Below are 23860 nucleotides of genomic sequence, written 5' to 3'. Positions count from 1 at the left end.
CCCCGTCCGATGTCCCCGCCGACAAGAGCCCGTCCCGCGCGCAGGTGCCCGATCATCGTCGTCCGAGGAGTCCACCTATGAGCAGCACGCCGGAACAGCCCCGAAGTTGGTGGCGCGGTGTCGTCGCCAGTGACTGGACCGTGTTCTCCCTGCCCGAGGACATCGTGCGGGATCGCTACTCGGCCTTGCTGGCCGCCCTGGAGGAACTGAGCACCCGGGGTCCTCGGTCGACCGTGGCGGAGATCGTAGATCGGCTGCGCGCGGTCGGCTTCCACGACCCGTTGACCGACGCCGACCTGCGCGCCCTGCTCGACCAGCTCGCCACCTGGGGTTTCGCGGAGCCGTTCCGGGATTTCGCCGCACCAGTGCGCAACTACCGCGGTGTCGTGGCCAGGCAGGAGGCGTGGGCGCTGACCCGTCGCGGCCGGGCCGTGGTCAGCGCCGTCCGCACCGCGGTCGCCTCGGCCGACCGCGCGCTGCAACTGCCCAGCAAGCTCCTCGACAGCGTCGAACAGACGGTCCGGACGCTGTTGGCCCACGCGGACGACAAGGAGGCCCACGGCCTGCTCGGGGCCGACCTCGGCAACGTGGGCACGCGGATTGCCGAACTGCAGCGGGTCACCGCTGACTTCTACGACGCGCTCGGCAGGCTCGTGCAGTCCGACGTGACCCGCGACGAGGTCTTCGGCAGCAACCGCGACCGGGTCGTCGAGGCGCTGCGGCAATTTGCGCGGGAGTACGACCGGGGCTTGGTCCGGGTCTGTGCCGCGCTGGACGCGCTGCGGCGCGTGGGTCACCAGCACGTGGTCCAGTGCGCTGTCGAGCACGCCGGGCTGCTCGACTCCTCCGCGCAGCAGCAGTGGGTGACCGAGCAGGTGTCGCTCCTGTCGGCACTGGAAGCCTGGTTCACCCCGGAGGGGAGCATCCCGGCACTGGTCGAATCCGCCCACGGAGCCGTGAACACCCTGCTCAACGCGATCGACCGACGCTACAACGCACGCCTGCGCGGTGCCGACCTGTCCGTCGACTTCCGACTGCTGGCGCACTCGCTGCACCGGCAAGCTGACGACGAACAGGCCCGCCGGGTCTACGCCGCCGCGTTCGGTGACTGGCCCGCCTGGCACGTCCTGGCAGGTCCCGCGCGCGAAGACGTCGACCACTCCTCCACAGCGGCCGCCGGGACCACTCCCTTCGTCGTGGAGCTGACCTTGCGCGAGCACGAGCGGCACGGGCCACCCAGCGGCCGCCCGAGGAAGGTGGCCGACGCGTCGACTGAACGAAGCCGTGCCCTGGCGGAGGCCAGGGAACAGGCACAGCGCCGCGGGCGCCGCGCGGCGGCGTTGCTCACCCCAGGCGAAGTGGGGCTTGAGCACTTCACCGATCTCGACGCCGACTCCGCCGCCGTGCTCTTCGACGCCATCCAGTCGGCACTGGACGCGGTCGACCCCGCGACCGGTGTCGGTCAGGTCGACGCGGACGAGGCCGGGGTGCTCGTCGCGGTGCGGGTCCCCGTCGGTGCCGAGCGGAGCCTCGTGCGGCTGGCGGAGGGCGACCTGGATGCACCCCGGCTGCGCGTCACGGTGACCGCGGCGGAGTCGGCCCTGCCCGATCCCGACACGATCGGCACCGGATCGAAGGCTTCCCGGAGCGTCGCATGAGACAGGACACACTCCTGCCCCCGGACCTCGCCGACTGCGCCAGGCAGTTGGCCGCCCGGGGCAGGCTGCTGGCGGAGCGGGACCCGGAGCTGTACCGGACCGCGGTCCTCGGGCAGGAGCAACTCGGGAAGTTCTTCGCCACGGAGTTGGGGTGGCGGGTGGACGTCGTCGAACACGCGGACATGGTCCGGCTGCACAAGCGCAGGCAGGACGTACCGGGAACGCGCGGTCCTCGACTGCGGCGCGAGAGCCGGGACCGGCCGCTGGCACCCCGTCTGGTGCTGATCGTCGTGGCTCTGGTCTGCGAACAGTTGTGGAGACGACCTCGGATCACGGTCAACGACCTCATGCAGGCCGTCTCCCAGGTGTGCGCGGCCGACAGCGCGGACGGGTTGCTGCCGAGGTTCCGCATCGTCCCCGATGAGGAGGTCGGCAAGCGCGAGGCGCGGGAGAACCGGCAGAGCATCGTGGACGCGTTGCGCCTCCTGGACGCCGACGGCACCATCGTGTTCGAGGGCGACCTGGACCACGCGGTGGACGAGGACGGCGCGGACGGAGTCGTCGCGGCGTCCCGCGACCGGCTGTCCGCCCGGTTCTCATCGTTGTCGCCCTCCCTGCTCAAGCTCTCGCAACTGCCCCCTGACCGACACGTCGAGGCGCTCGCCTCGGACCGGGTGCCGGACGACGCGGACGTGGACGATGGAGGCGCAGAGGATGGAGGCGAGGAGGACTGGGACACCGCGGCGCCAGGCGAGCACAACGCCCGCACCGCGACGACCGTGCGCCGTCATCGGGCGGTCCGCAGGCTCGTCGACGACCCCGGCACCGACCCGGTGGCCGATCACTACCTGCAGAGCTCGACCGGGCGCAACAGGGCACTCAACGTCCTGCACGCGCTCGGACTCGTCGGGACTGTGCGCCGGGACTGGTGGCAGGTGGGCGATCCGACCGGCCTCGGCAGCACGATGGACTTCCCCCACGGCAGACGCATGGAGAGGCAGGCGGCGCTCGCCCTGCTGCGGCACCTAGGGACCCGCCCGATGCTCGACGGCGGGGAGGCCCCGGTGACCTCCGCGGAGATCGAGTCGCTGTTCGAGCGGATCCGGGAACGGTTGCCGCGCTGGGCCGCCGCGTACGACCGGCAGCAGGCCGCCCTGGCCCGTGCCGCGGCGTCGGAACTCGTCGACGCGGGCTTCCTCGTCGACGTCGCCGAGCCCCCCGACCAGGCGACCGCCACTCCCGAGCCCCACTGGCGGCCCACCCCCGCCGCGCGGATGTGGCAGGTCAAGGTCACCGAACCCGATACATCCGACAGCCACCACAGGTCTGGTGGCCACCACACATCCGGTGGCCACCAGACATCCGACGGCACAGTGCCGAAGCGACCAGTTGTGCCCGACGACTCGGAAGGAGGCCTGTGGTGACGGCTCTCATCACCGGTGCGGAGACAACCGGATCGGCTGCGCGGCAAGGCCTTCCCGCCGTGGAAGGACGGTGGCAGCCGACCCGCGCCGGTGTCCTGAACAGTTGGAAGTGGACCGACGAGCGGTTCCACTTCGCGAACGGGTGGTTGGCCTTCATCGGGAGCAACGGATCCGGGAAGTCCCTGACGGCGTCCGGGCTCGTCACCGTCCTGCTGGACGGTGACACGTCCCAGGCCGCGCTCAACGTGTCGGGCAGCGCGGCGGGCACCCTGTTGAGCAGGCACACCGACAACAGGGAGAAGGAGGACAAGACCGGGGTGTGGTGGCTGGAGTACGGCCGGACCGACCCCGACACCGCGACCACCGAATACGTGACCACCGGCCTGTGGCTGCGCTCCTCGGGACCCACCCTGCTGAGGGCGTTCTTCCTCGTGTCCGGCCGGGTCGGCCACGAGATCGAGCTGCAGCAGGATCGGAACCCGGTGGGCATCGAACGCATCAGCGAGCAGTTGGCGGCCCACGGCGGTGAGCTGTTCACCGACGCTGCCCGCCTGCGGACGAAAGCCGGGGCGGTGCTGCGGACGGTCAGCCCCCAGGGCGCCTATCGCGCGGCGGTGCGCCTGCGCCTCTTCGCGCCGCTCGATGAGGTCCAGTACGACGCCCTGCTCAGCGTCCTGCGGACGCTGCGCAGCGTCCGGACGGCCGAGAAGATCTCCGCCAAGGACATGCTCAGCGTGCTCACCGACGCCCTTCCCGCGCTGGACCAGGTCAAGCTGGCGGAGATCGCGACGGCGATGCAGCGCATCGCCACCCAGGAGGCGCGCCTGGTCGCCACAAGGGACCAGGCGAGGAAGCTCACGAGGACCGACCGTGCCTACGACCGGTACCGGCAGGCGGTCGCGCTGGCCACCGCAGCGTCACTCCGGTCGGCCAACACCGAGTTCGACAACCTGACCCGATCCGAGACGGCGGCGGAGAACGACCTCGCCCGGGCGACCGCCCGCGCGGACGACGGCAGGGAGGCGCTCATCCAGCGCAAGCAGGAACGCTCCCAGTGGGAAGGCAAAGCGGGCGCCGCTGAGACCCTGCTCCGCAAGCACGCTGGGGCCGAACTCCCTTTCCGGGAACAACGCGCCCGAGAGCTGGATGAAGCCGCCGAAGCGGCCGAACGCCGCGCGCGGACCGCGATCGACCAGGCCAGGGCCGGGGGAGCCAAGGCGGCCGAGACCGCCCGGGTGGCGGCGGAAGCGCAGCAGAGCGCGTCCGGCATCGCACACGAACTCGCCACGACCGGGAGACCGCTCGGAGCGGCGGGCGCGTTGGAGAACATGCTGGCCGCCACAGCGGGGCTGACACTCCCCGAAGCGCTGCTGCCGGACGCACCTGACGTGGAACTGGCCGTCGACGAGCTGGCAGTGGTCCCCCTGGTCTGGGTCGAGGCGCGCGAGGAGGCTGTGGAGAACGTGGTGACGGCGCTCGGCAAAGTCGGAACCGCCAACCAGTCGGCGGTCGACGCAGGCGAACGACTGCGCCTTTCGCAGGACATCGCGGCCCAACGAGCCGACCAGCTCACCCGGCACACCGCGGATCGGGCCAAGGCCGAGCAGCACTTGACGGCCACGATCGCCGAGTGGCACCGGGGATGCGACCACTACCCACCGGTTCCGGACGACCTGCTCGCGCCGGATCTGGTCGACAACCGGGTCGACCCCGCCGGGCTCGCACACTGGCTGGCCCAGCAGACCGACCGGATCAGGCAGGACATCGACGTCCCCGGGCACCGTGGGAGCAAACAGAGCGCCGACCGCGCCGCCGAGCAGGCGGTCGTGTTCGCCCAACAGCAGAAAGACAAAGCCGACACGGCCGCCGACGCCGTGACCGGGGCCCGACGGACCCTGGACGACCAAGTCCGTGAAGCCGATGACGAGGCGGACAGGGATGCCGCGGCGCTGGCGGACGCGGAGGCAGCGCACGGCCGTCGGGTCGAGGCCGCGCTGTCGAAGCGCCACGACCACTTCCTCGCGCTGCTCGACGACACCGGTGCCGCACTGGAGGCCCTCCGGCACTGGGAGCGAGAGGCCGAGCGCTGGCGGACCGGACTGCGCCACCTGAACGGGTCTGCTCTGACCATCCCGATCTCAGCGGCCACCCGCCTGTCGCGGGAACTTCGCGATGCCCGCCGCAGCGTCGCACAACCGGAACTGGAACAGTCCTCACCTGCGGTCCGCGTCGCGGGCAGCGCCCTGGAGATGCTCGCCGGGCACGACGACACCGCCCTGCGGTCGGCCGTGGCCAGCGCCGCCCAACAGACCGCGCGGCGCCTGCACGGGAAGGTCGTCGACGCCGACAACGTCGTCAGGCGGCTTGGCCAGGAATCGGCCGCGGTGGAAGCCGACTTGGCCGAGGCACGGAAGGCGCCGTCCCCACCCCCCGCACCAGCGTGGCGGACCAGGTCGGACGGGCACCCCCTGTGGTCATTGGTCGATTTCCACGACGACGTGCCCACCGAGTTGCGCGATTACTGCGAGGGGGCCCTGCTCGCCGCCGGCATCCTCGACGCGGTGGTCACCGCCGACGGCCGGGCGCGCGTCGGCGACACGGTACTGGCAACCGACCGTCCAGCGGCAGACCGTTCACTCGCCGAGGTCCTGTTCCCCGAGCGCGATGCCGCGATCGAACCCGGTCGGATACAGGCCCTGCTGCGCGCGGTCGACCTCGTCGACGTCGAGGCGGGTGTGGAGGTGCGTTCCGGAGTCATCACCGCCGTCGCACCACCCGGCCACACGTCGCGCTTCATCGGCACGACGGCTCGGGAACGAGCCCGAGCAGCGCGGGTCGTCGAGCTGCAAACCCAGCTCGCTGTCCTCGAGGGTGCACTGGAAACAGCCACCTCCGTTCTCCGACGATGCCAGGACGACGAGACCGAGGCCGCTGAGGAGCAGGCCACCCTGCCCGGCTCCGCCCTGTGGCAACCGGCCCACGCAACAGCTCGGGCCACGAACGGTGCCGCCCAACGAGCAGACCGTGACGCCACCACGGAACAACAGCGGGCCGGAGCGGAACTCGACTCCGCACGCGAAGCGGCTTCGACCGCCCTGCGGCTCAGGGAGCGGAAGCTGTCAGCGGCCCACACCGCCTTCGACAAGGTGGTGGCCGCCGCCGAGAACGCGGCGAACGCCGCACAGGTGGCGTCGGACAAGGCAGAGGAGGTCAGGGCGACGGCGGCCGAGGCCGCCGCCGCCCTGCGGAACACGGTCGAGGAACAAGCCGGTGCCGACGAGGAGCGGCAGCGGTTTCCCTCGTCTCAGGCATTGACCGAGGCCAGGGCAGCGGAGGACGACGCGGAGCGCCGCTCGACCGACGCGCAGGCACAGGTCGTCGAGGCCACTGAGCGGTCCCGGCTCGCCAAGGACAGGTCGAGGCAGGAGATCACCGCCCTCAACCGGCTCGCCGACCTCGGCGGCGGGCGGATGCTGCCGACCGGGCACCCCGAGATCAAGAAGTTCCGAGACGACCTCCAGCGGCTGTCCCACATGGTCCGGTCCTGGCAACGGGTCGCCGAGCGGACCCTGCGCCTCTGCGAACAGGCCCGGGTGGCGACCGCCGCGTCGCTGGAGCGGGCAGAACACGCCGAGACGGAAAGGGCCTCGGCGGCCGAGGCCCGGGCCACCGCTGTGTCCGAGGCCGCCGCTGTCGCGGACCTGCGCAGGATGCATGGTGCCGACTACGAGCTGCTGCGCGAGAACCACGACAAGGCCAGACGGGCATTGGAGGCCGCTGTCAAGGCGGTGGAGGACACCACCAACGACATCCATGGGGCAGAACTCGCAGAGGAAAGAGCCCGCGCCACTCTGGACGGGATCGCCCCTCGCCGCGCCGACGCCGAGCAGGAACGGGGACGGTGCCTGGACCGCGTGCACCTGCTGGTCGAGGAATCCTTCGCGAAGGTGGGGGACGGCGTCCCGGTCGACGACTCCGGCAGACCCGCCAACCTCACCGCCGCGTTGACCTGGAGCACACGGTTGCTGGACGACCAGCCGCGTGGGCAGTCCCGCGAGGACCTGGCCCGAGCGGTCGAGGCCCACCGGTCCCGCTTGGAGGCGGAGGCGAAGCGGGTCAGCGCCGAACTCACCCGCTACGACCGGCAGGTGACGCTGCAGACGATCCCCCGCACGGACTGGCGTCGAGCCGTCGTCGCCGCGCCGGAGGCCCTCGTCGGCGAGGACCTGCACACGACGGTCACCACCTTGGAGCAGACCGCGGAGCAACTCGAGTCCGACCTGCGCGACGATGTCAAGATCACGCTGAAGACCAGCATGTTCACCGCGCTGCGGCGGGACATCGCCACGCGACGCGCCGCCGCACAGGAGCTCGTCCGACAGATCAGCTCCACCTTGGAGGGAGTTCGGACGGGAGTGGCCAGGGTGGGCGTCAAGGTCGAGTGGGCTGTGCGCGACGATCCAGACGCGAAGCGAATGGTCGGCCTCATCAACGCCATACCCTCCGACGACACCTTCCAACAGATGTATGACGTGCTGCGGCAGCGCTTGGAAGACGCCACCGGGGACACGTGGGAAGCGCGCGTCGCGCACACCTTCGACTACCGCATGTGGCACGAGTGGCGCATCGACGTCACCCACGCGTCCTTCAGCGACGGCACCACCGAGGTCTTCCGCAGGCTCAAACCGCGTTCCAACCCGCTCGCCATGTTCAGCACCGGCGAGATGCGCCTGGCCACGATGCTCCCGCTGCTCGCCGCGGCGTGGTCGACCTACGAGGCACCCGGCTACCAGGGGCCGCGCCTGCTGTTCGTCGACGAGGTCAACGCCGCGTTCGACCCGCAGAACGTCCGCAAGCTCCTGGCCCTCCTTCGCGAATGGGAGTTCGACGTCCTGGCCACCGCGCCGGAGATGAGCGCCATGCTCAAGGCGGAGGCGGAACAGGTGATGATCGCGCAGGTGACCCAGATGGGCCGCATGCGGGTGTCGGTGCCCTGGCTGTGGAGCGGATCGGGCCAGCCCGTTCTGGTGGAGGGCACCGCATGACCGACGCCGTGCCGGAGGTGGTCCGGGTGCTCGCCGAGGACGCGGACCTCGTGCCGCTGTGGCAGGCGGTCCACAGGAGACTGTGCGCGGGAGACGCCCCGGACAGACTCGCAACCGTAAAGGTCGACGGCATGTCCTCGGCGGGCATCGCGGTGCTGCGCGGACTCCTGGACACCACCACCCGCCGGACTCGGGGCAGCTCGGCCGTCCAGAGCGTCGGTGGAGTCACTCGCGTACCGCTGCGGGAGTTCCTCACCACAGTGGGAGTCGCGGCCGCCCAGCTCCAGCTCCTCGTGGAGGTGGCCGTGGGCCGTGCGGTGGTGAACCGGGCACACGAACGCGCGGCAGGCACTACCGCCCGCCGGGCACTGTGGGCGACTGTGGAGACGAACCTGGCCGCTGTCCCCTCGTTGGCCCGGCGGATCAGGGCGGCAGGTGTCTCCGAACCCGACATCCCGCTGATCGAGGCGCAGTCCGAGCAGCTCGGCGCGGCCCTGGCACGCATCGCCACCCTGCGAGCACCCGTGTCCTTGGCCAAGTTGGCGCACGATTGCGCGGGCACTCCCCACGCCTTCGACCTCGGTACCCTCACAGGCAGACGCCTCGTGGAGGCGATCGCGGAAGTGCGCGCCGAAGCAGTACCGGAACGTCCGGACGCCGTGCGCGCCATGCTGGCCCGAGCCCGTGTCCTGGCCGACCGACTCTCAACCTCCGTGCTGTTGCTCAACGTCTGGGCCACTGGGCCCGGAGTGGTCGACCAGCGACTGCGACTGGGCGGAGGTCCCGTTCCGGTGACGCTGTACGACCTCACCGTGAACCCGCCAATCCTCGGCTCCGCCCCCCTGCTGGTCGTCGAGAATCCCTCGGTCCTCGAAGCGGCAATGGCGGCTGGCCACACCGCTCCGCTGGCATGCACTAGTGGACATCTGGGCGCCGTCGATCATACGTTTCTGCAGCGAGCCGTCGAATGCGGAGTACCTTTGTCCTACGCTGGTGACATTGATCGAGACGGGCTAATCATTGCTCGCCAAGTGCACCAGTTCTATGGAGCCGCCATCATGGGCATGGACGCGGACATTGTTCGACGAGCGGGCAGGCACGCGTCGGTAACACCGTTGGGGCCTCTGCCCGACGGAGTGTCACCCGGCTTGGCGTCCGCGCTGGCGGTCACAAGAAGGGCTGTTTTTCAGGAGAATGATGTGGTGCTGGATCGTCTATTGGCGCGAAAACAACCAAAGCAACAATGATCCACTATCCTGGATAGGTCGCGCTAACAGAAATGAGTTGTCGCTGATCGCGGGTTGGCGCACTTGATTTGGTGAATATCCCGACAAGCGATCTCACCGTCTTAATGTGAGGCGCTGCGTCAGGGGCCTTACCCGTCACCCCGAGGTAGGTGACGAGTTCCCTGATTCAGCGCTGGTAGACGACCCTACTTTTTGCTGTCGTCGAAGTTCAGCAAGGCGGCGTTCACCAGACTAATCCGGGTAGGTCGCGTGGCGCTCGGCCACGTACTCCGGACTCAGTGATTTCAGCAAGGAACCGAGGACGATTCCCCGGTGCCCTTGGTGCGACGGCTGAATGGCCCTCAGGTTACCGGCCCGTCAGGTTCGCGCCCTGTCTCGGGCCATCATCAGGCGAGACACCTGACAGACGCACAAATGCCCCTGCTCTGACCAGGGCAAACGGTCGCTGTGGTCGCGGTGTGGTCGCATGGCGCGCACGCTCGGTGCGGGCGGCCTGTCGTGGGCCGCCGACAGGACCATTCGAGCCGAGGAGTGCGTGATGAAGAGTCCGACACGGGGAAGGGTCTACCGCCGGTGTGCCTGCCGGGGTTCTGATGGGCGGCAGCGGGGTGCGAGATGTCCGAAGTTGGGGACCAGGGGGCATGGCCGTTGGTCGTTCGCGGTGGACTTGGCGACGGTGGACACTGCCCGGAAGACGATGCGTCGCGGCGGGTTCGCGACGCGTCGGGATGCGGAGTCCGCTTTGGGGAAGGTGTTGGAGTACGAGCGCAGCGGTCTGCATGTGGATGACCGGGAGACGGTGGCCGAGTACCTGCGCCGGTGGTTGCAGGTCAAGGCATTGGAGCTCAAGCCGACCACGATGGCCGGGTACGAGGACTACGTGGCCAAGGACCTGGTCCCGGCGCTCGGGGCGCTGCGGTTAGAGGAACTCAGCCATCGGCACATCGCGTTGTACATCCGCGACCAGCTCGGACGCGACCGCGGTGCGACCACCTTGCGCCGGTGCGTGGCCACCCTGTCCAGCGCGTTGGGCGACGCGGTCCGTCAGCACCGCCTGTCTCACAACCCGGCCCGGTACGCGACGGTGCCCCGGTCGCCGAAGTACGAGCCGGTGTGCTGGACACCGGCCGAGGCGGCCCGTTTCCTGCGCTACTGCGCCGACCAGGGCGACAGGCTGACGAACCTCTTCGAGGTGCTCGTCGGCACCGGCCTGCGCAAGGGAGAGGCTCTGGCCCTGCACTGGGAGGACGTGAACCTCGACGACGGTGTACTCCTGGTCCGCCACACCCTGTCGAACATCAACAACACCACCCCGGTCTTTACCGCCCCGAAGACCAAGTCCAGTCACGCGTGGGTCTGCCTCTCACCCCGCGTCACCGCCGCCTTCCGGGACCAAGCGACCCGACAACCCGGCCGGGACCTGGTTTTCACCCGCGAGAATGGCCAGCCACTGCGCCCCGAGTACGTGCTGCGCCACTTCCACGCCCTCACCGCCGAGACGGGTCTGCCCAGGATCCGGGTCCACGACCTCCGCCACTTCGCCGCGACAACCATGATCAGTGCCAACGTTCCGCTGGCCATGGTCTCGAAGACACTGCGACACTCCACGGTCTCGACCACCACGCAGGTCTACACCCACCTGCTGCTGCCCGCGGCCCAACAAGCCGTCGGGGCCATCGCCGACGCCCTCGACAATGCCGGGCAGGAATCAGGCGACCACACTGCGACCACAAACCCGTAAAATGAGACCAGCGGGCTTGTCCGTGAGGACAAACCCGCTGGTCACGGCCGTCGGGCTGACAGGATTCGAACCTGCGACCCCTTGACCCCCAGTCAGGGCGGTCACGGCACGTAGGACGCGGTTGGCGTCGGGTCGAGTGCGCTCAGATCTCCAGTTCTGCTCCTCCGGACCTCGGCGCCTGCTCAGGAGTCGTCGTACGGGGGCGGGCCGTTGATCACGGCCGCGAACGTGGCCGCGACTTGTTGGTGGTGACTGGCGTTGAGGCTGGTCCTGGCTTGCTTCCTCGAGTTCGAGGCTGGTGGTCCCAGAGGTGGGATCGTGGCCAGGAACGCGTGCACGTTCGACCCGTCGGTCCGGGCTCTGGCGCGCAGGCCGTCGGGGTAGTGTCACCGATCGAAGCGGCGAGGTCCTGCTCGACCGCGTCGGCGATCGCGGTCACCGAACCGGTGGTGCGCCTCGTGTGAGGGGACACACGGCACATCCACCTGGGGTTGCTTGTGGACGTGGCTACAACATGTAGTGTCTCGCACGTCGATGGTTCCTCCGCTCCCGGCGGGAGCGGAGGAGGCAAGAGGGAACCCGGTGTGATTCCGGGACTGCCCCGCAGCGGTGAGTGGAAACGACAGCCGTCACAGAGCACTGAGGGCTCGCGCCCTTGGGAAGCGACGGCCAGTAGGTTCGGCTGGGAGCCGGGTGTCCGCGAGTCCGAAGACCTGCCGTCGACGCGTGCGCCGTCCGGCGCACGCGTGTCCGGGGCCTCGTGGGCGGGCCGACACGGACGGCGCGCCGGTTGTGCGCGCCCCTGTGTGGTCGCCTCGCGCCCCGGGCCGCTCCAGGCCGCGAGGAGAGGGCTGTGACGACCACAACGACGACCACGCCGACGAACCCGTCCACGGGTGGCGGCGGCGCGCAGGTGCGGGTCATCCGCCGCGACGGTACCGTTTCGGAGTTCGACGCCACCAAGATCCAGGTGGCGATGACCAAGGCGTTCCTGGCGGTTGAAGGCGGCGCCGCGACGTCCTCGTCCAGGTTGCGCCCGCTGGTGGTGGAACTGACCGACCAGGTGCGGCAGGCGTTGCTCGAGCACGCGGGCGCCGGAAACCCGCTGCACATCGAGCAAATCCAGGACCAGGTCGAACTGGCGCTGATGCGCGACGGTCATCACCGGGTCGCGCGCGCCTACGTGCTCTACCGCGAGGAGCACGCGCGGGCCCGGGAGACCGCGCCCGCCGCGCCCGGGTTCCGCGTGAAGGGCGCGGACGGTGAACTGCGCCCGGTCGACTGGGACCGGATCGGGGTGGTGGTCGCCGAGGCGTGCGGGGGACTGGCAGACGTTTCGCCCGCGGCTGTGCTGGGCGAGGTGCGCCGGGTCCTGCACGACGGGATCACCGTCGACGAACTGGCCGTGGCGCTGGTGATGGCGGCGCGGGCGCTGGTGGAGACCGAGCCGAACTACTCCTCCGTCGCCGCCCGCCTGCTGCTGGACCGGTTGCGGCGGGAGGTGCTGACCAGGGTCGAGGGGCGCCCGGTGGAGGCGACCGGGGCGGAGCTGTCCTACGCCGACCACTTTCCGGCGTACGTGCGGCTGGGCATCGAGCTGGGGCGGTTGGACCCCGAGTTGGCCGCGTTCGACCTGGACCGGCTGGCCTCGGCCATCCGCCCCGAGCGGGACCGGAAGTTCGACTTCCTGGGGATGCAGACGCTCTACGACCGCTACTTCCTGCACGACCACGGCACCCGCTACGAACTGCCGCAGTCGTTCTTCATGCGGGTCGCGATAGGGCTGGCGCTGCGCGAGGATGACCGCGAGGCGCGGGCGATCGAGTTCTACGAGCTGCTGTCCTCCTTCGACTTCATGTGTTCAACCCCGACCCTGTTCAACTCCGGTACCACCAGGGCGCAGTTGTCGTCGTGCTTCCTGACCACGGTGGAGGACGACCTCAAGAGCATCTTCCAGGGCTATCAGAACAACGCGCTGCTGGCGAAGTTCTCCGGTGGGCTGGGCAACGACTGGACACCGGTGCGCGGCATGGGTGCGCACATCAAGGGCACGAACGGCGAGTCGCAGGGCGTCGTGCCGTTCCTCAAGATCGCCAACGACACCGCGGTGGCGGTCAACCAGGGCGGCAAGCGCAAAGGCGCGGCGTGCGCGTACCTGGAGACCTGGCACGTCGACGTGGAGGAGTTCCTCGACCTGCGCAAGAACACCGGTGACGACCGGCGGCGCACGCACGACATGAACACCGCGAACTGGGTGCCGGACGAGTTCCTGCGCCGGGTCGAGGCCGACGCCACGTGGACGCTGTTCTCCCCCGACGAGGTGCCCGACCTGCACGACCTGCACGGGACCGCGTTCGCCGAGCGCTACCGCGCCTACGAGGCCGCCGCGGAGCGCGGCGAGGTCCGCGTGGTCAAGCGGGTGCGGGCGGTCGAGCTGTGGCGGCGGATGCTGACCGCGCTGTTCGAGACCGGCCACCCGTGGATCACCTTCAAGGACCCGTGCAACCTGCGCTCGCCGCAGCAGCACGCCGGGGTGGTGCACTCGTCCAACCTGTGCACGGAGATCACCCTCAACACCAGTGCCACCGAGGTGGCCGTGTGCAACCTCGGTTCGGTGAACCTGGCCAGGCACGTCACCGCCGACGGGCTCGACGGCCAGCGGCTGCGGCGGACGGTCCGCACCGCCGTGCGGATGCTGGACAACGTGATCGACATCAACTTCTACACGATTCCCGAGGCCGAGCGGTCCAACCTGCGCCACCGCCCGATCGGCCTCGGCCTGATGGGGTTCAGCGACGCCCTGTTCACCCAGCGGCTCGTCCCCGGTTCACCGGAGGCGGTGGAGTTCGCCGACCGCAGCATGGAACACCTGAGCTACCACGCCCTCTCGGCGTCGGCGGAGCTGGCGCGCGAGCGCGGCAGCTACGAGTCCTTCGACGGATCGCTGTGGAGCCGGGGGGTCCTGCCGATCGACTCGATCGCGCTGCTGGCCGAGGCCCGCGGGGGCGACCTCGACGTGGACACCTCGTCCACCCTGGACTGGGACGCGCTGCGCACCGAGGTCCGCGGCGGGATGCGCAACTCCAACACGATGGCCATCGCCCCCACCGCGACCATCTCCAACATCTGCGGTGTCGGCCAGTCCATCGAGCCGCTGTTCCGCAACCTCTACGTCAAGTCCAACATGTCCGGCGACTTCACCGTCCTCAACCGCCACCTGGTCGCCGACCTCAAGGAGCGCGGCCTGTGGGACGCGGCGATGGTGTCGGACCTGAAGTACTTCGACGGCTCGCTCGCGCCGATCGACCGGGTGCCCGACGACCTCAAGGCGCTCTACGCCACCGCGTTCGAGGTGGACCCCGAGTGGCTGGTCGAGGCGGCGTCGCGCAGGCAGAAGTGGATCGACCAGGCCCAGTCGCTCAACCTCTACATCGCCGCTCCCAACGGCCGCAAGCTCGACAACCTCTACCGACTGGCGTGGCACAAGGGCCTCAAGACCACCTACTACCTGCGCTCCACCGCCGCCACGAGCGTGGAGAAGTCCACCCTGCGCGGCACCGACGGCAAGCTCAACGCCGTGCGCCCCGTTCCCGGGCAGGCGCCGGAACCCGCGGTGATCTCCGAGGACGCGCTCGTCTGCTCCGTCACCGACCCCGACTGCGAAGCCTGCCCGACGTCCAGGAAGACCGGTGGCGCCTCCCGGGAAGATGGTGAAGATCATGGCAGGAGTCAGGGCACGGCGGGTTCTCGGCGTGCTGGCCACCGCGATCACCGCGAGCGCGCTCGTCTGGGTGACCCACCCGAGCGCGCAGGCGGCCGCGCCGGTGCAGGCGGTCGCCGACGACGGGGCCAGGGTCGTCGCGCAGCAGCAGGTCGATTCCCGCACCATCGATCTGACCATCCAGTCGCCCGCCCTCAACGCCCAGGGCAAGGTGCGGTTGCTGCTGCCCCGGGGCTGGGCCCAGGGCGACGGGCGGTCGTGGCCGACGCTGTGGCTGCTGCACGGGTGCTGCGAGAACTACGACTACCAGTCCTGGACGCACTTCACCGACGTGGAGCAGTTCACCGCGGACAAGCCGGTCATCGTGGTGATGCCGACCGCGGGCAAGATCGGCATGTACAGCGACTGGTGGAACTACGGCTGGTCGAGCACACCGAACTGGCGGCAGTTCCACATGGTCGAGGTCATGCAGATCGTCTCACGCCATTACGGTGCCAGCGGGCGCAAGTCGGTCGCGGGGTTGTCGATGGGCGCCTACGGCGCGCTGGAGTACGCCACCCGCTACCCCGGCACCTTCGGCTCGGCCGCCGCCTACAGCGGGGCGCCGGACGTGCTGGCACCGGGCATCCCCGAGATCACCCAGCTCAACGTCCTGTCCCAGGGCTTCCCGATCTGGAACGCCCTGTGGGGAGACCCCTACGCCCAACGGCAGCGCTGGATGGAGCACAACCCCGCCGACAAGCTCGCCGCGCTGCGCGGGACCGAACTGTTCATCTCCGCGGGCAACGGCGATGTCGGTCCCCTCGACCCCGACGGCAAGGGCATCGTCCCCGGCCTGCTCGAATCGGCCGCCTACACCAACTCCAAGACCTTCGCCGAAAAGGCCACCCGCGCGGGCATCCCCATCACAACCGACTTCTACGCCCCGGGCACCCACTCCTGGCCCTACTGGGAACGGGAACTGAAGCGCTCATGGCCGATGCTGGCCCGCGGCATGGGCATATGACCTGACCACGGGTCCCAGGCTCGCGGCGGGACAGCGGAGGGTGCGGTGGGGCATCACCGCGAGCAGCACCGGCTGCACCACCGGCACCGTCGAAGACACCCGCCTGCGAGGGCAGTCCGACCTCATCACCGGCTTCCGGAACTCCTTCATCCAAGCCCCCGTCGCGAAAGGGTGCGGTCAATTATGACCTCCCGGCCCGACGCGACGTGGAACGGTGCACCCCGCCGGGTGGGGTGCACCGTTCCCGTCGACATCGGAACTCAGACTGTGAGGGTCCAGGTGTCGATGTTGCCGGTGTCGTAGGTGTAGACGTCGGTGACCTGGAGCTTCCAGGTGCCGTTGCGGTCCTGCGTGGAGGCGTCCACGGTGTAGGTCTCGTGGATGCCCGCGGCCGAACTCGCACCGCCCGCCCTCTTCAGGCTGTGGACGGTGCCGGACGGGCCGACCAGGGCGATCACCAGGTCACCGGTGTAGGTGTGGTTGATGTCCACCTTCACCTTGGTCGCGGTGGACGCCCGGCCGTCGCAGCCGGACATGGTGACCGAGGAGGAGACGGCGGTGTTGGTGTCCGGGATGGCGATGTCGTCGCCGTTGGTGATCGGGGCGCAGGTGCCCGGGCCGGGGCCACCGGTGATGAAGCCGGTGTGGAGCAGCTTGTTCGGCGAGCCCGAGCCCGGGTTGGTGACCTTGCCGTCGGTGGCGTTGCCGACCAGCGCGTCGCGCAGGGCCTGGGGGCTCGCGGACGGTTTGGCGGACAGGTAGAGCGCGGCGGCACCGGCGACGTGCGGGGCGGCCATCGAGGTTCCCGACATGGTGGTGGTGCCGCCGTCGCCCAGCGACAGCGAGGTGATGTTGTCGCCGGGGGCGAAGATGTCGGTGCACCTGCCGTAGTTGGAGAACGAGGCGCGTGCGTCGTTGGAGCTGGTGGCGTTGACGGTGATCAGCGCCGGGGTCTTGGCCGGGCCGGTGGAGCAGGCGTCGGTACCGTTGTTGCCCGCGGCGGCGGCCATCTGGATGCCCGCGTTGACCATCCCCGCGAGGGCGTCGTTGCCGATGTCGGCGGTGTCGAAGGTCCAACTGGCGTTGACCACGGCGGGCTTCACCGCGTGCGCGGTCACCCACTCGATGGCCTTGACACCGGCGGAGTCCGGGCCGTTGCCGGTGCAGTCGGTGCCGAGCATCCGGACCGAGACCAGCTTGACCTTCTTGGCGACGCCGTAGGTCTTCGAGCCGATGGTTCCCGACACGTGCGTGCCGTGGCCGCTGCAGTCGATGCCGTCGCGGCCGTCCGCGATGAAGTCGGCGCCGACGGAGGCGCGGCCCTCGAACTCGGCGAGCGAGGTCTTGATGCCGGTGTCGGTGACGTAGACGGTCACGTTGGACGCGCCCCCACCGGGGTGGTTGTACTTCTTGTCCAACGGCAGGTTGGGCTGGTCGATCCGGTCCAGGCCCCAGGTGGGGTTGTTCTGGGTGTCGGCCACGCGCGCGGTGCCGTCCTGGTGGACCTTCTTGACCGACGGGTCGGCGGCGAGCCTGCGGGCCTCGGCCTCGGTGAGGTCGGTTACCTGGAAACCGTGCATGGACGCGGAGAAGACGTAGTCCAGGTCGCCGCCGTACTTGCGCACCAGTGCCGCGGACGCCGACCGGACGCCCTCGGCCGACGCCGCCGCGCCCGGTTTCAGGGACACGATGAAGCTGCCGCCGGGCGCGGGCCGCTCGGCCCGCACGAAGTCGGCCTCGGCCGCGTGCGCCGGACCCGCGGTGGCCACCAGGGCGATGGCCGCGGACACGACGCCGACGAGGGCAGGCACGACCCGCCCACGGGGCCGGGTGGTTCGTTGCATGGAGGAGTCCTTCCACGGTGGTCAACCGCCGGGCCAGGCGGGGGCGCCTGGCGGGATGGGGTGTTCGTCCTTCGCGGAACCGGCCGTCTGACGTCCCCGACCCCGGGTGACGACACCGCCCGGAAACGCGGCCGTCGGGCGGGGCTCGGGGACTCTCAGCGGCCTGCCCATCACCATCGGGGACTACGGCGGTAGGAACAAGCCGGATAGCACTAGGTAGAGGTACCCAATCTTTGCCCTGAGACCGACTTCGCGATCCACCGCACCCCTAGGCCTTCGCCGGCCACCCCGTACTCCACAACCGCCACGGGAACAAAAGTGAGCGACGAGTCCAATCCAGGCAGCTGAGAACACGGTGAATCCAATGAAAGTGTGGCAACCCTTGCCACGTTGAATCACGAAACTCGACCGCCTGCAATAATATCCCCGCTCACGCGATCCAATCATTTCCCGCCGTATCGACCATTGACTGCACAAGGTGGCGCGGGTAACTTTCCTCGAACCCTGTCAATTGACGATCGCGCCGTCGGTGAGCCTCGAGATTTCACAGGAACCCGCCACACCTGTCGTTCGCGGCGAATCCGCGCGCCCGCGCCTCGCCACTCGACCGGCGCCACGGCTCGACCGTTGCCCGAAGGAGAGCTCGCATGTCCCGAACACCACCGCCCACGTCGAGATCGCGCACCTGGGTCCGGGCGATCGAGGTCCTGGCGGGTCTGGCGCTCCTCGGCCTGCTGCTGGGCGGCTCCCCCGTCTCCGCCCAGCCCATGCCCCCCAACGACCTCGGTCGCGGCCTGGTCTACGACGGCCTGGAGCGGGACACCGGTGACCTGTGCCGGGGCCTGTTCCGCATCCCCGGGACCGATCGGTGCACGCACGGCCCGGACGCGCCACCACCGGGGTTCGACATGAGCAGCTCGGTGGCGCCGCTGGTGTCCGCGAACGCGACCGCCTCGGTGGCCTGCATCGGTGACGGCGTCAGCGGCAACCGCGTCCAGATGATGTACGTGCACCCGCCGGGCACCGACAGGTACTCGACCTACCTGGCCTCGTTCCGGCAGTGGACCGCCGACATGGACACCATCTACAACGCCAGCGCGGCGGAGACCGGCGGCAGCCGCCGGGTGCGCCTGGTGCACGACTCGTCCTGCGTGCCGGTGGTCCTCGACGTGGAGGTCAGCGCCTCCGCCCTGAGCACGTTCGAGGGCATGTTGAACGCCCTCAAGGCGCAGGGGTACAACCGCACGGACCGCAAGTACTCCGTGTTCGCCGAATCCAAGGTGTACTGCGGTATCGGCGAGTTCCGGGGTGACGACCGCAAGACCCCGGCCAACCGCAGCAACACCGGACCGAACTTCGCCCGCACCGACTCCTCCTGCTGGGGCGGTCACACGCTGGCGCACGAACTCGGCCACAACCTCGGGGCGGTGAACAACAGCGCGCCGAACGCGAGCGGCGGGGCGCACTGCACGGACGAGTACGACGTCATGTGCTACTCCGACACCCCCAACCGCCCCCCGATGCGCTACCTCTGCACCGACAAGGCGCACGAGAACCACCTGGACTGCGGGCACAACGACTACTTCCACACCAACCCGCCCGCGAACTCCTACCTCGCCACGCACTACAACGTCGCCGACAACACCTTCCTCGACAAGGGGTCCACACCCTCCACCCCGACCGGCCCGATCACCGGCATCGGCAGCAAGTGCGTCGACGTGAGCGGCGGCGGCTCGGCCGACGCCACCCCGGTGGTGCTCTACACCTGCCACGGCGGAGCGAACCAGGTCTGGACGAGGCAGCAGGACGGCACCCTGCGCGCGCTCGGCAAGTGCATGGACACCAACGGCGGCGCCACCACCGCGGGCACCACCGTCCATCTCAACACCTGCCGCGGCGGCGAGTCCCAGCAATGGGTGCCGCGTTCCGACAGCACGCTGCAGAACAAGGGTTCCGGCCTGTGCCTGGACGCCGAGGGCGCCAGTTCCTCGAACAACACCCGGCTGCTGATCTGGACCTGTTCCACCACCGCCAACCAGCGGTGGAACCTACCCGCCTAGCCTTCGACGCCCCGGGGCCCGACACGGGCCCCGGGGCACACCGGGTGAACCCGAGACGGGAAGTCATGCGCACCGCAGCAACGGCGATGATCATCCTCCTCGTGCTGGTGGCCGTGGGCGTTCCACACGCCCAGGCGCACGGCACCACCATCGCGTTCACAGTCGTCGGCGACGGCGCCGGGCACATCCGCGCGGCCGGGACCTGGGGGGACGAACCCCACCCGGTCGAAGAGCCGATGCGCGCCCTGATGACCGCCACCCCCGACGACCCCACCCAGCCGCGCATCGGACCGGTGCCGATGGCCGCCGTCGCGGGGCAACCCGGCGTGGTCGAAATCCCGCGCTCCCTGCCCGCCGGGCAGTGGACCGTCGTGGTCGAGTCCATCAACCCCGCCCTCGGCCGCGGCGAGGCCAGGCTGGGCGTCGGCGCGACCACCACCGGCTTCCCACCCGACTTCCCTCCACGACCACCCGTCCCGCACGACACCTGGTGGGGCCGGCTCCTGTGGCCGATCGCCTTCGCGGTGATCGTGGTGATCACCATCCTCCTCGCCCGCAGGCCCAAGGCCCGCTGACCGGAGTGGGGCCGGTGGCAACCCGCACGAACTCCGTCATGGAACCCCGGCGCAGCAAGGGCGCGAGGCGCAGTGGACCGGCAGCGCCCCGACGGAGCGGGCGCCGTCGCCGGAGGTGGCCGACCTGCACAGGTCGACGGTGCTTCCAGGATCGGGTTCGGGTAATCCGCGATCCAGCCCACCGCGCCCACCGCCCATTTGACACGGTGGGCGTTCGGCGGCAGCAGCCGTCCGGCATTGACTACCGGGGGGCTTGCCTGCGCAGCCGTCGCCGCTCCAGGGTGTAGCCGAGTCCGGCGAGGGCCAGGGCGGGTCCGGCGACCACCTTCTGCGGGAAGAATCCTTCGCCGGGTGGGTCCACCGCTTTGGCACCGGGGTAGGCGAGGGCGGAGATCTGGGTGAGCCAGTACAGCGCCGCGCACAGGGCCGCGGCGTCCAGTGCGGTGCGGGTGGCGGCGGGGGTGCGAGCCGGGCGCCACAGGTGCCACAGGGTGGCTGCGGCGAGCCCGGCGCCCATGCTCATGGTCTGGGCGTTGTGGAACTTGGCGTGCGGGGGCCAGTGGGGGTTGTGGATGTGCGTGTCGTTCCAGTCGAACACGTAGGGGCCTGCGCCGCTGATCACGGCCGAGGCCGAGATCAGGATCTTGCCGAGGCTGGTCCGGTTGCCCATGTCGGGTTGCTCCTGTCCTGTCACCGGGTGGGGGTCGGGGGCGCCCAGCCGCCGGAACGCAACCAGGCGGGCAGGTCCCACGTGCCGGGCTCGATCCTCTTCACCGCGTTGATGTCGGCCTGGTAGGCGGGCGGCTGCGCGAACCAGCGGAACATCGCCCGGGCGTCGGTGTCGTCGCCGAGGACGTCCAGGGGCAGGGCCTCGTACCGCGCGGGGAGGCCGGTGTGTTCGCCGAACGCGGCGGCGATCTGGCTGCCGGTGCGCTCGTCGCCCGCGATCTCGACGGCACCGCCGGGTGCCCGCGCGGTCCCGAGCAGGAACAGGGCGCTGATCCGCCCGATATCCCGGACGGCGACCAACTGCAACGGGACCCCATCGGGCAACGGCCAGCGCAGCACGACCTCGCCGTTGTCGACGGTCGGCCCCGGGGAGGCGAAGTTGTCCATGAAGGCGACCGGGCGCACGAGCGTCGCGTGCAGACCGGACTTCTCGAGGTGTTCCTCCACGCGGCGCTTGGACTCGAAGTGGGGCACGCCCGAGTCGCGTTCGGCGCCGCCGACCGAGCTGAACACGACGTTGGGCACGGCCGCCGAGACCACCGCGTCGACGAGGGCGACGCCCTGCCGGGTCTCGGCCTCGACCTCGGAGAGGGTGTGGCCCTCGGGGGTGGTCATGAAGAAGAAGGCACCCACCCTCTGCAACGCGACCGACAGCGACACAGGATCACCGATGTCGATGCGCGCGAGTTCGACCCCACGGCGGACGAGCGCCCGCGCCCGGTCGGACCCGGGGTCGCGGACGAGGGCGCGCACGCGCGCACCGCGGGACAGGAGCGCGTCGACGACCGATCCGCCCTGCTTGCCCGTCGCGCCGAAGACGGCGATCACCTGTGATGGCTGCGTGTCCATGCTTCCTTCTCCCTCGTCCCCAGTTGGTTCTTGTTGTGAACCAAATTAGTTCACAACAAGAACAAAGGCAAGAAGTTCATGCCGTGTACTTCCATGGAGTAGGCTGCCGGGGACGACGGAGGGAGGCGCCGGTGGCGGGCAGTGGCGGCTTCGGAAGCGACCTGGTGTGGCTGTCGGTGCTGGTACAGCGCCGATACGCGCAGATCTGCGCCGACCACGGCCTCACCCCGGTGCAGGCCACCGTCCTGTGCGCGATCAAGGACCACCCGTGGTGCATGGGCGAACTCGCCCAGGAGCTCGGCATGGCGAAGAATGCCCTCAGCGGGCTCGTCGACCGGATGGAACGCCGCGGGCTCGTGCGGCGGGGGGCACTCCAGCGCGATCGGCGAGCGGTCGTGCTCAGCCCCACCCCGCTCGGCAAGCAGATCGTCGACGCGCTCTACGCCGACGTCGTCGAACACGTGCCTGACATCGCGGGCGCGTTGCCCGCCGACGAGCGGGACCGGCTCGCCGACTCTGTCGCCCGGATCACCGCTTCCGCCCACCTGACGGCACCTGCCCCCCGAGCGAAGGCGTGAACTCCTCCGCGTAACTCCTCGGACTCGCCCGCAGACCGTATAAGTCGGGTGCACCGCGAGCGTGACTCCTGGTGATGGCACGGACTCGAAGAGGCCCTGAACGGGTGAAGCGGTTCATGCCCCAGGCACTGAACGGGAAGCGGCCTGTGATTAGTGTGAGCTGTGAACGGGCGGTTGAGCAGACAGCCGTCGCCGCTGATGACTTCCTTGACCAGGAGAGTTCCCGGTGAACGATCGTCTGCTCGAGACCACCGTGCGGTGGGCCGCCAAGGGGCTGTCGTGCACGTGACGGGCGAGATCGACTTCCTGACCGCGCCCGCCCTGCGGACAGCCGTCTCCGATGGCCTCGCCCGGCCCGCGCTCTCCGCGCTCGTGGTGGATTTGACCGGGGTCACTTTCCTGGGGTGCGCGGGTGTCACGGTGTTGATCGATGCCAGATTGCGAATCCGCGAACGCGGTGGTGCCCTGGTCGTGGTCTGCCCCCGGGGAGCCGCCCCTCGTCGAATCCTCGTGCTCTTGGGGCTCGATGACGTGCTGACCCTGGTCGAGGACTTCGATGCCCTTGACGGAGTGATCTGACCTGCGGGGAGCACTGGGGAACCGCTCCGCTTCCCCAGTGGCCACTGCGTCCCGTGTCGCTCCGCCACTCGCGTAAAGCGGCATCTCGGAACTCCGGCATGGGGTTGCTCCGATCAGGCCTTCACCGTGTGACCCGCGTCGGAACGCCATAAGCGGAGCCCGTCGGGCCTGTCTCCCCGGTGGGCAGCGGACCAGGAAGATCGAGGAGGTCACGTGCGGCAACCCATCTACGCCGACTACACGACCGCGGAGAACGGATGGACAGTCACGGTGACCTGCGACGGCCAGCAGGCCGGTGATCGGGTCGAGGGCGGCCTCGTCGCCGCCCGCGACCGCGCCGACACCCTGGTGGCCGCCGAGTCGGCCCCGGAGGCGGTCGAGCCGGAGGTCGCCCCCACGCCATCGGCGAAGAACATCGACGGGCGCACCGGCTGACACCCGTGTATGCCACCTCGTCATTCCCGTCTTCGACAGAAGGCATTCACCTGCCCATGCCGAACGGGCCGATTCGGCGTGCCGCTGAGCTCTGATTCTGCGGAAAAAGCGGGTTTCGACGATGAGACGCCGTGGGCGGCCTCGCACCATTTCCCGACAAAGGTGAACCGGCGACCCCTTCGACAAGGGGTCGCCGGTTCACCGGATGGATCAGAGCAGGTCGATGAAGATCTTGGAGACGTCGATGTCGTCGATGACGTTGATGTCGTCGATCACGTCGACGAGGTTGTTCTTGAAGACGAGGTTGTCGCTGATGGTGTTGTTGTTGAGGAAGTCCTCCAGGGTGACCTCCAGCAGGTCCAGCTCGTT

The 23860-nt window shown here is 69.6% G+C and carries 14 protein-coding genes, 1 pseudogene and 1 riboswitch; of the genes and pseudogenes, 12 read left to right on the top strand and 3 right to left on the bottom strand.

Annotated features, from left to right (window positions below; translation table 11 throughout):
- The first annotated feature begins 77 nt into the window (after positions 1-77).
- The 7 genes and pseudogenes from DFQ13_RS19625 (at position 78) to DFQ13_RS19595 (ending at position 15842) form a co-directional block, all read left to right on the top strand.
- Complete coding sequence (locus DFQ13_RS19625; protein WP_035277604.1) at positions 78-1658, top strand: DUF2397 family protein; 1581 nt, start codon at positions 78-80, stop codon at positions 1656-1658.
- Positions 1655-3082: a DUF2398 family protein gene (locus tag DFQ13_RS19620; protein ID WP_110080847.1), complete on the top strand. Its 1428-nt coding sequence runs from the start codon at positions 1655-1657 to the stop codon at positions 3080-3082. The genes DFQ13_RS19625 and DFQ13_RS19620 overlap by 4 nt, the downstream gene beginning before the upstream one ends.
- 59 nt (positions 3083-3141) lie before the next feature.
- Entirely contained in the window at positions 3142-8127 is a 4986-nt protein-coding gene (locus DFQ13_RS19615; protein ID WP_110080846.1) for an SbcC/MukB-like Walker B domain-containing protein, read from the top strand.
- Positions 8124-9374 (top strand): TIGR02679 domain-containing protein, encoded by a 1251-nt coding sequence (locus DFQ13_RS19610; RefSeq protein WP_035277605.1) that lies wholly within the window; start codon positions 8124-8126, stop codon positions 9372-9374. The genes DFQ13_RS19615 and DFQ13_RS19610 overlap by 4 nt, the downstream gene beginning before the upstream one ends.
- Positions 9375-10050: 676 nt before the next feature.
- Positions 10051-11115 (top strand): tyrosine-type recombinase/integrase, encoded by a 1065-nt coding sequence (locus tag DFQ13_RS19605; protein WP_233438505.1) that lies wholly within the window; start codon positions 10051-10053, stop codon positions 11113-11115.
- Positions 11116-11633: 518 nt separating this feature from the next.
- Positions 11634-11850, top strand: a riboswitch (cobalamin riboswitch).
- Positions 11851-11968: 118 nt separating this feature from the next.
- A pseudogene (locus tag DFQ13_RS19600) lies at positions 11969-14788 on the top strand (ribonucleoside-diphosphate reductase subunit alpha); the annotation flags it as partial.
- A gap of 34 nt (positions 14789-14822) precedes the next feature.
- On the top strand, positions 14823-15842 hold the full coding sequence (locus DFQ13_RS19595) for an alpha/beta hydrolase (protein ID WP_325050948.1): 1020 nt from the start codon (positions 14823-14825) through the stop codon (positions 15840-15842).
- A gap of 260 nt (positions 15843-16102) precedes the next feature.
- Here the strand turns inward: DFQ13_RS19595 and DFQ13_RS19590 are convergent, their stop codons facing one another.
- Positions 16103-17686 carry a S8 family peptidase gene (locus tag DFQ13_RS19590; RefSeq protein WP_110080845.1) on the bottom strand — a complete coding sequence of 528 codons (1584 nt, stop codon included), beginning with the start codon at positions 17684-17686 and terminating at the stop codon, positions 16103-16105.
- Positions 17687-18333: 647 nt separating this feature from the next.
- Between DFQ13_RS19590 and DFQ13_RS19585 the strand changes: the two genes are divergently transcribed.
- Together DFQ13_RS19585 and DFQ13_RS19580 are read left to right on the top strand one after the other, a co-directional pair.
- Positions 18334-19746, top strand: a complete 1413-nt coding sequence (locus DFQ13_RS19585) for a ricin-type beta-trefoil lectin domain protein (protein ID WP_110080844.1) — start codon at positions 18334-18336, stop codon at positions 19744-19746.
- 65 nt (positions 19747-19811) lie between these two features.
- Complete coding sequence (locus DFQ13_RS19580; protein WP_146241284.1) at positions 19812-20321, top strand: hypothetical protein; 510 nt, start codon at positions 19812-19814, stop codon at positions 20319-20321.
- 241 nt (positions 20322-20562) lie between these two features.
- Here DFQ13_RS19580 and DFQ13_RS19575 read toward each other — a convergent pair whose 3' ends face one another.
- Both DFQ13_RS19575 and DFQ13_RS19570 read right to left on the bottom strand, forming a co-directional pair.
- Complete coding sequence (locus DFQ13_RS19575; protein WP_233438493.1) at positions 20563-21015, bottom strand: DUF6640 family protein; 453 nt, start codon at positions 21013-21015, stop codon at positions 20563-20565.
- Positions 21012-21899, bottom strand: coding sequence for an NmrA/HSCARG family protein (locus tag DFQ13_RS19570; protein WP_110080841.1), 888 nt, complete (start codon positions 21897-21899; stop codon positions 21012-21014). The genes DFQ13_RS19575 and DFQ13_RS19570 overlap by 4 nt, the downstream gene beginning before the upstream one ends.
- Positions 21900-22030: 131 nt before the next feature.
- Here DFQ13_RS19570 and DFQ13_RS19565 point away from each other — a divergent pair, with 131 nt between their 5' ends.
- The 3 genes from DFQ13_RS19565 (at position 22031) to DFQ13_RS19555 (ending at position 23491) form a co-directional block, all read left to right on the top strand.
- Positions 22031-22477, top strand: coding sequence for a MarR family winged helix-turn-helix transcriptional regulator (locus tag DFQ13_RS19565; protein ID WP_233438492.1), 447 nt, complete (start codon positions 22031-22033; stop codon positions 22475-22477).
- A gap of 198 nt (positions 22478-22675) precedes the next feature.
- Positions 22676-23056: an STAS domain-containing protein gene (locus DFQ13_RS19560; protein ID WP_110080839.1), complete on the top strand. Its 381-nt coding sequence runs from the start codon at positions 22676-22678 to the stop codon at positions 23054-23056.
- 213 nt (positions 23057-23269) lie between these two features.
- The gene (locus tag DFQ13_RS19555) at positions 23270-23491 is read left to right on the top strand and encodes a hypothetical protein (protein ID WP_110080838.1); all 222 of its coding nucleotides are present in this window, start codon (positions 23270-23272) and stop codon (positions 23489-23491) included.
- Positions 23492-23860 lie beyond the last annotated feature (369 nt).

This window comes from Actinokineospora spheciospongiae (genome assembly GCF_003182415.1).
Taxonomy (GTDB): domain Bacteria; phylum Actinomycetota; class Actinomycetes; order Mycobacteriales; family Pseudonocardiaceae; genus Actinokineospora; species Actinokineospora spheciospongiae.
Note: the sequence above shows the minus strand (reverse complement) of the source record. Positions and strands in the feature narration are given on the sequence as shown.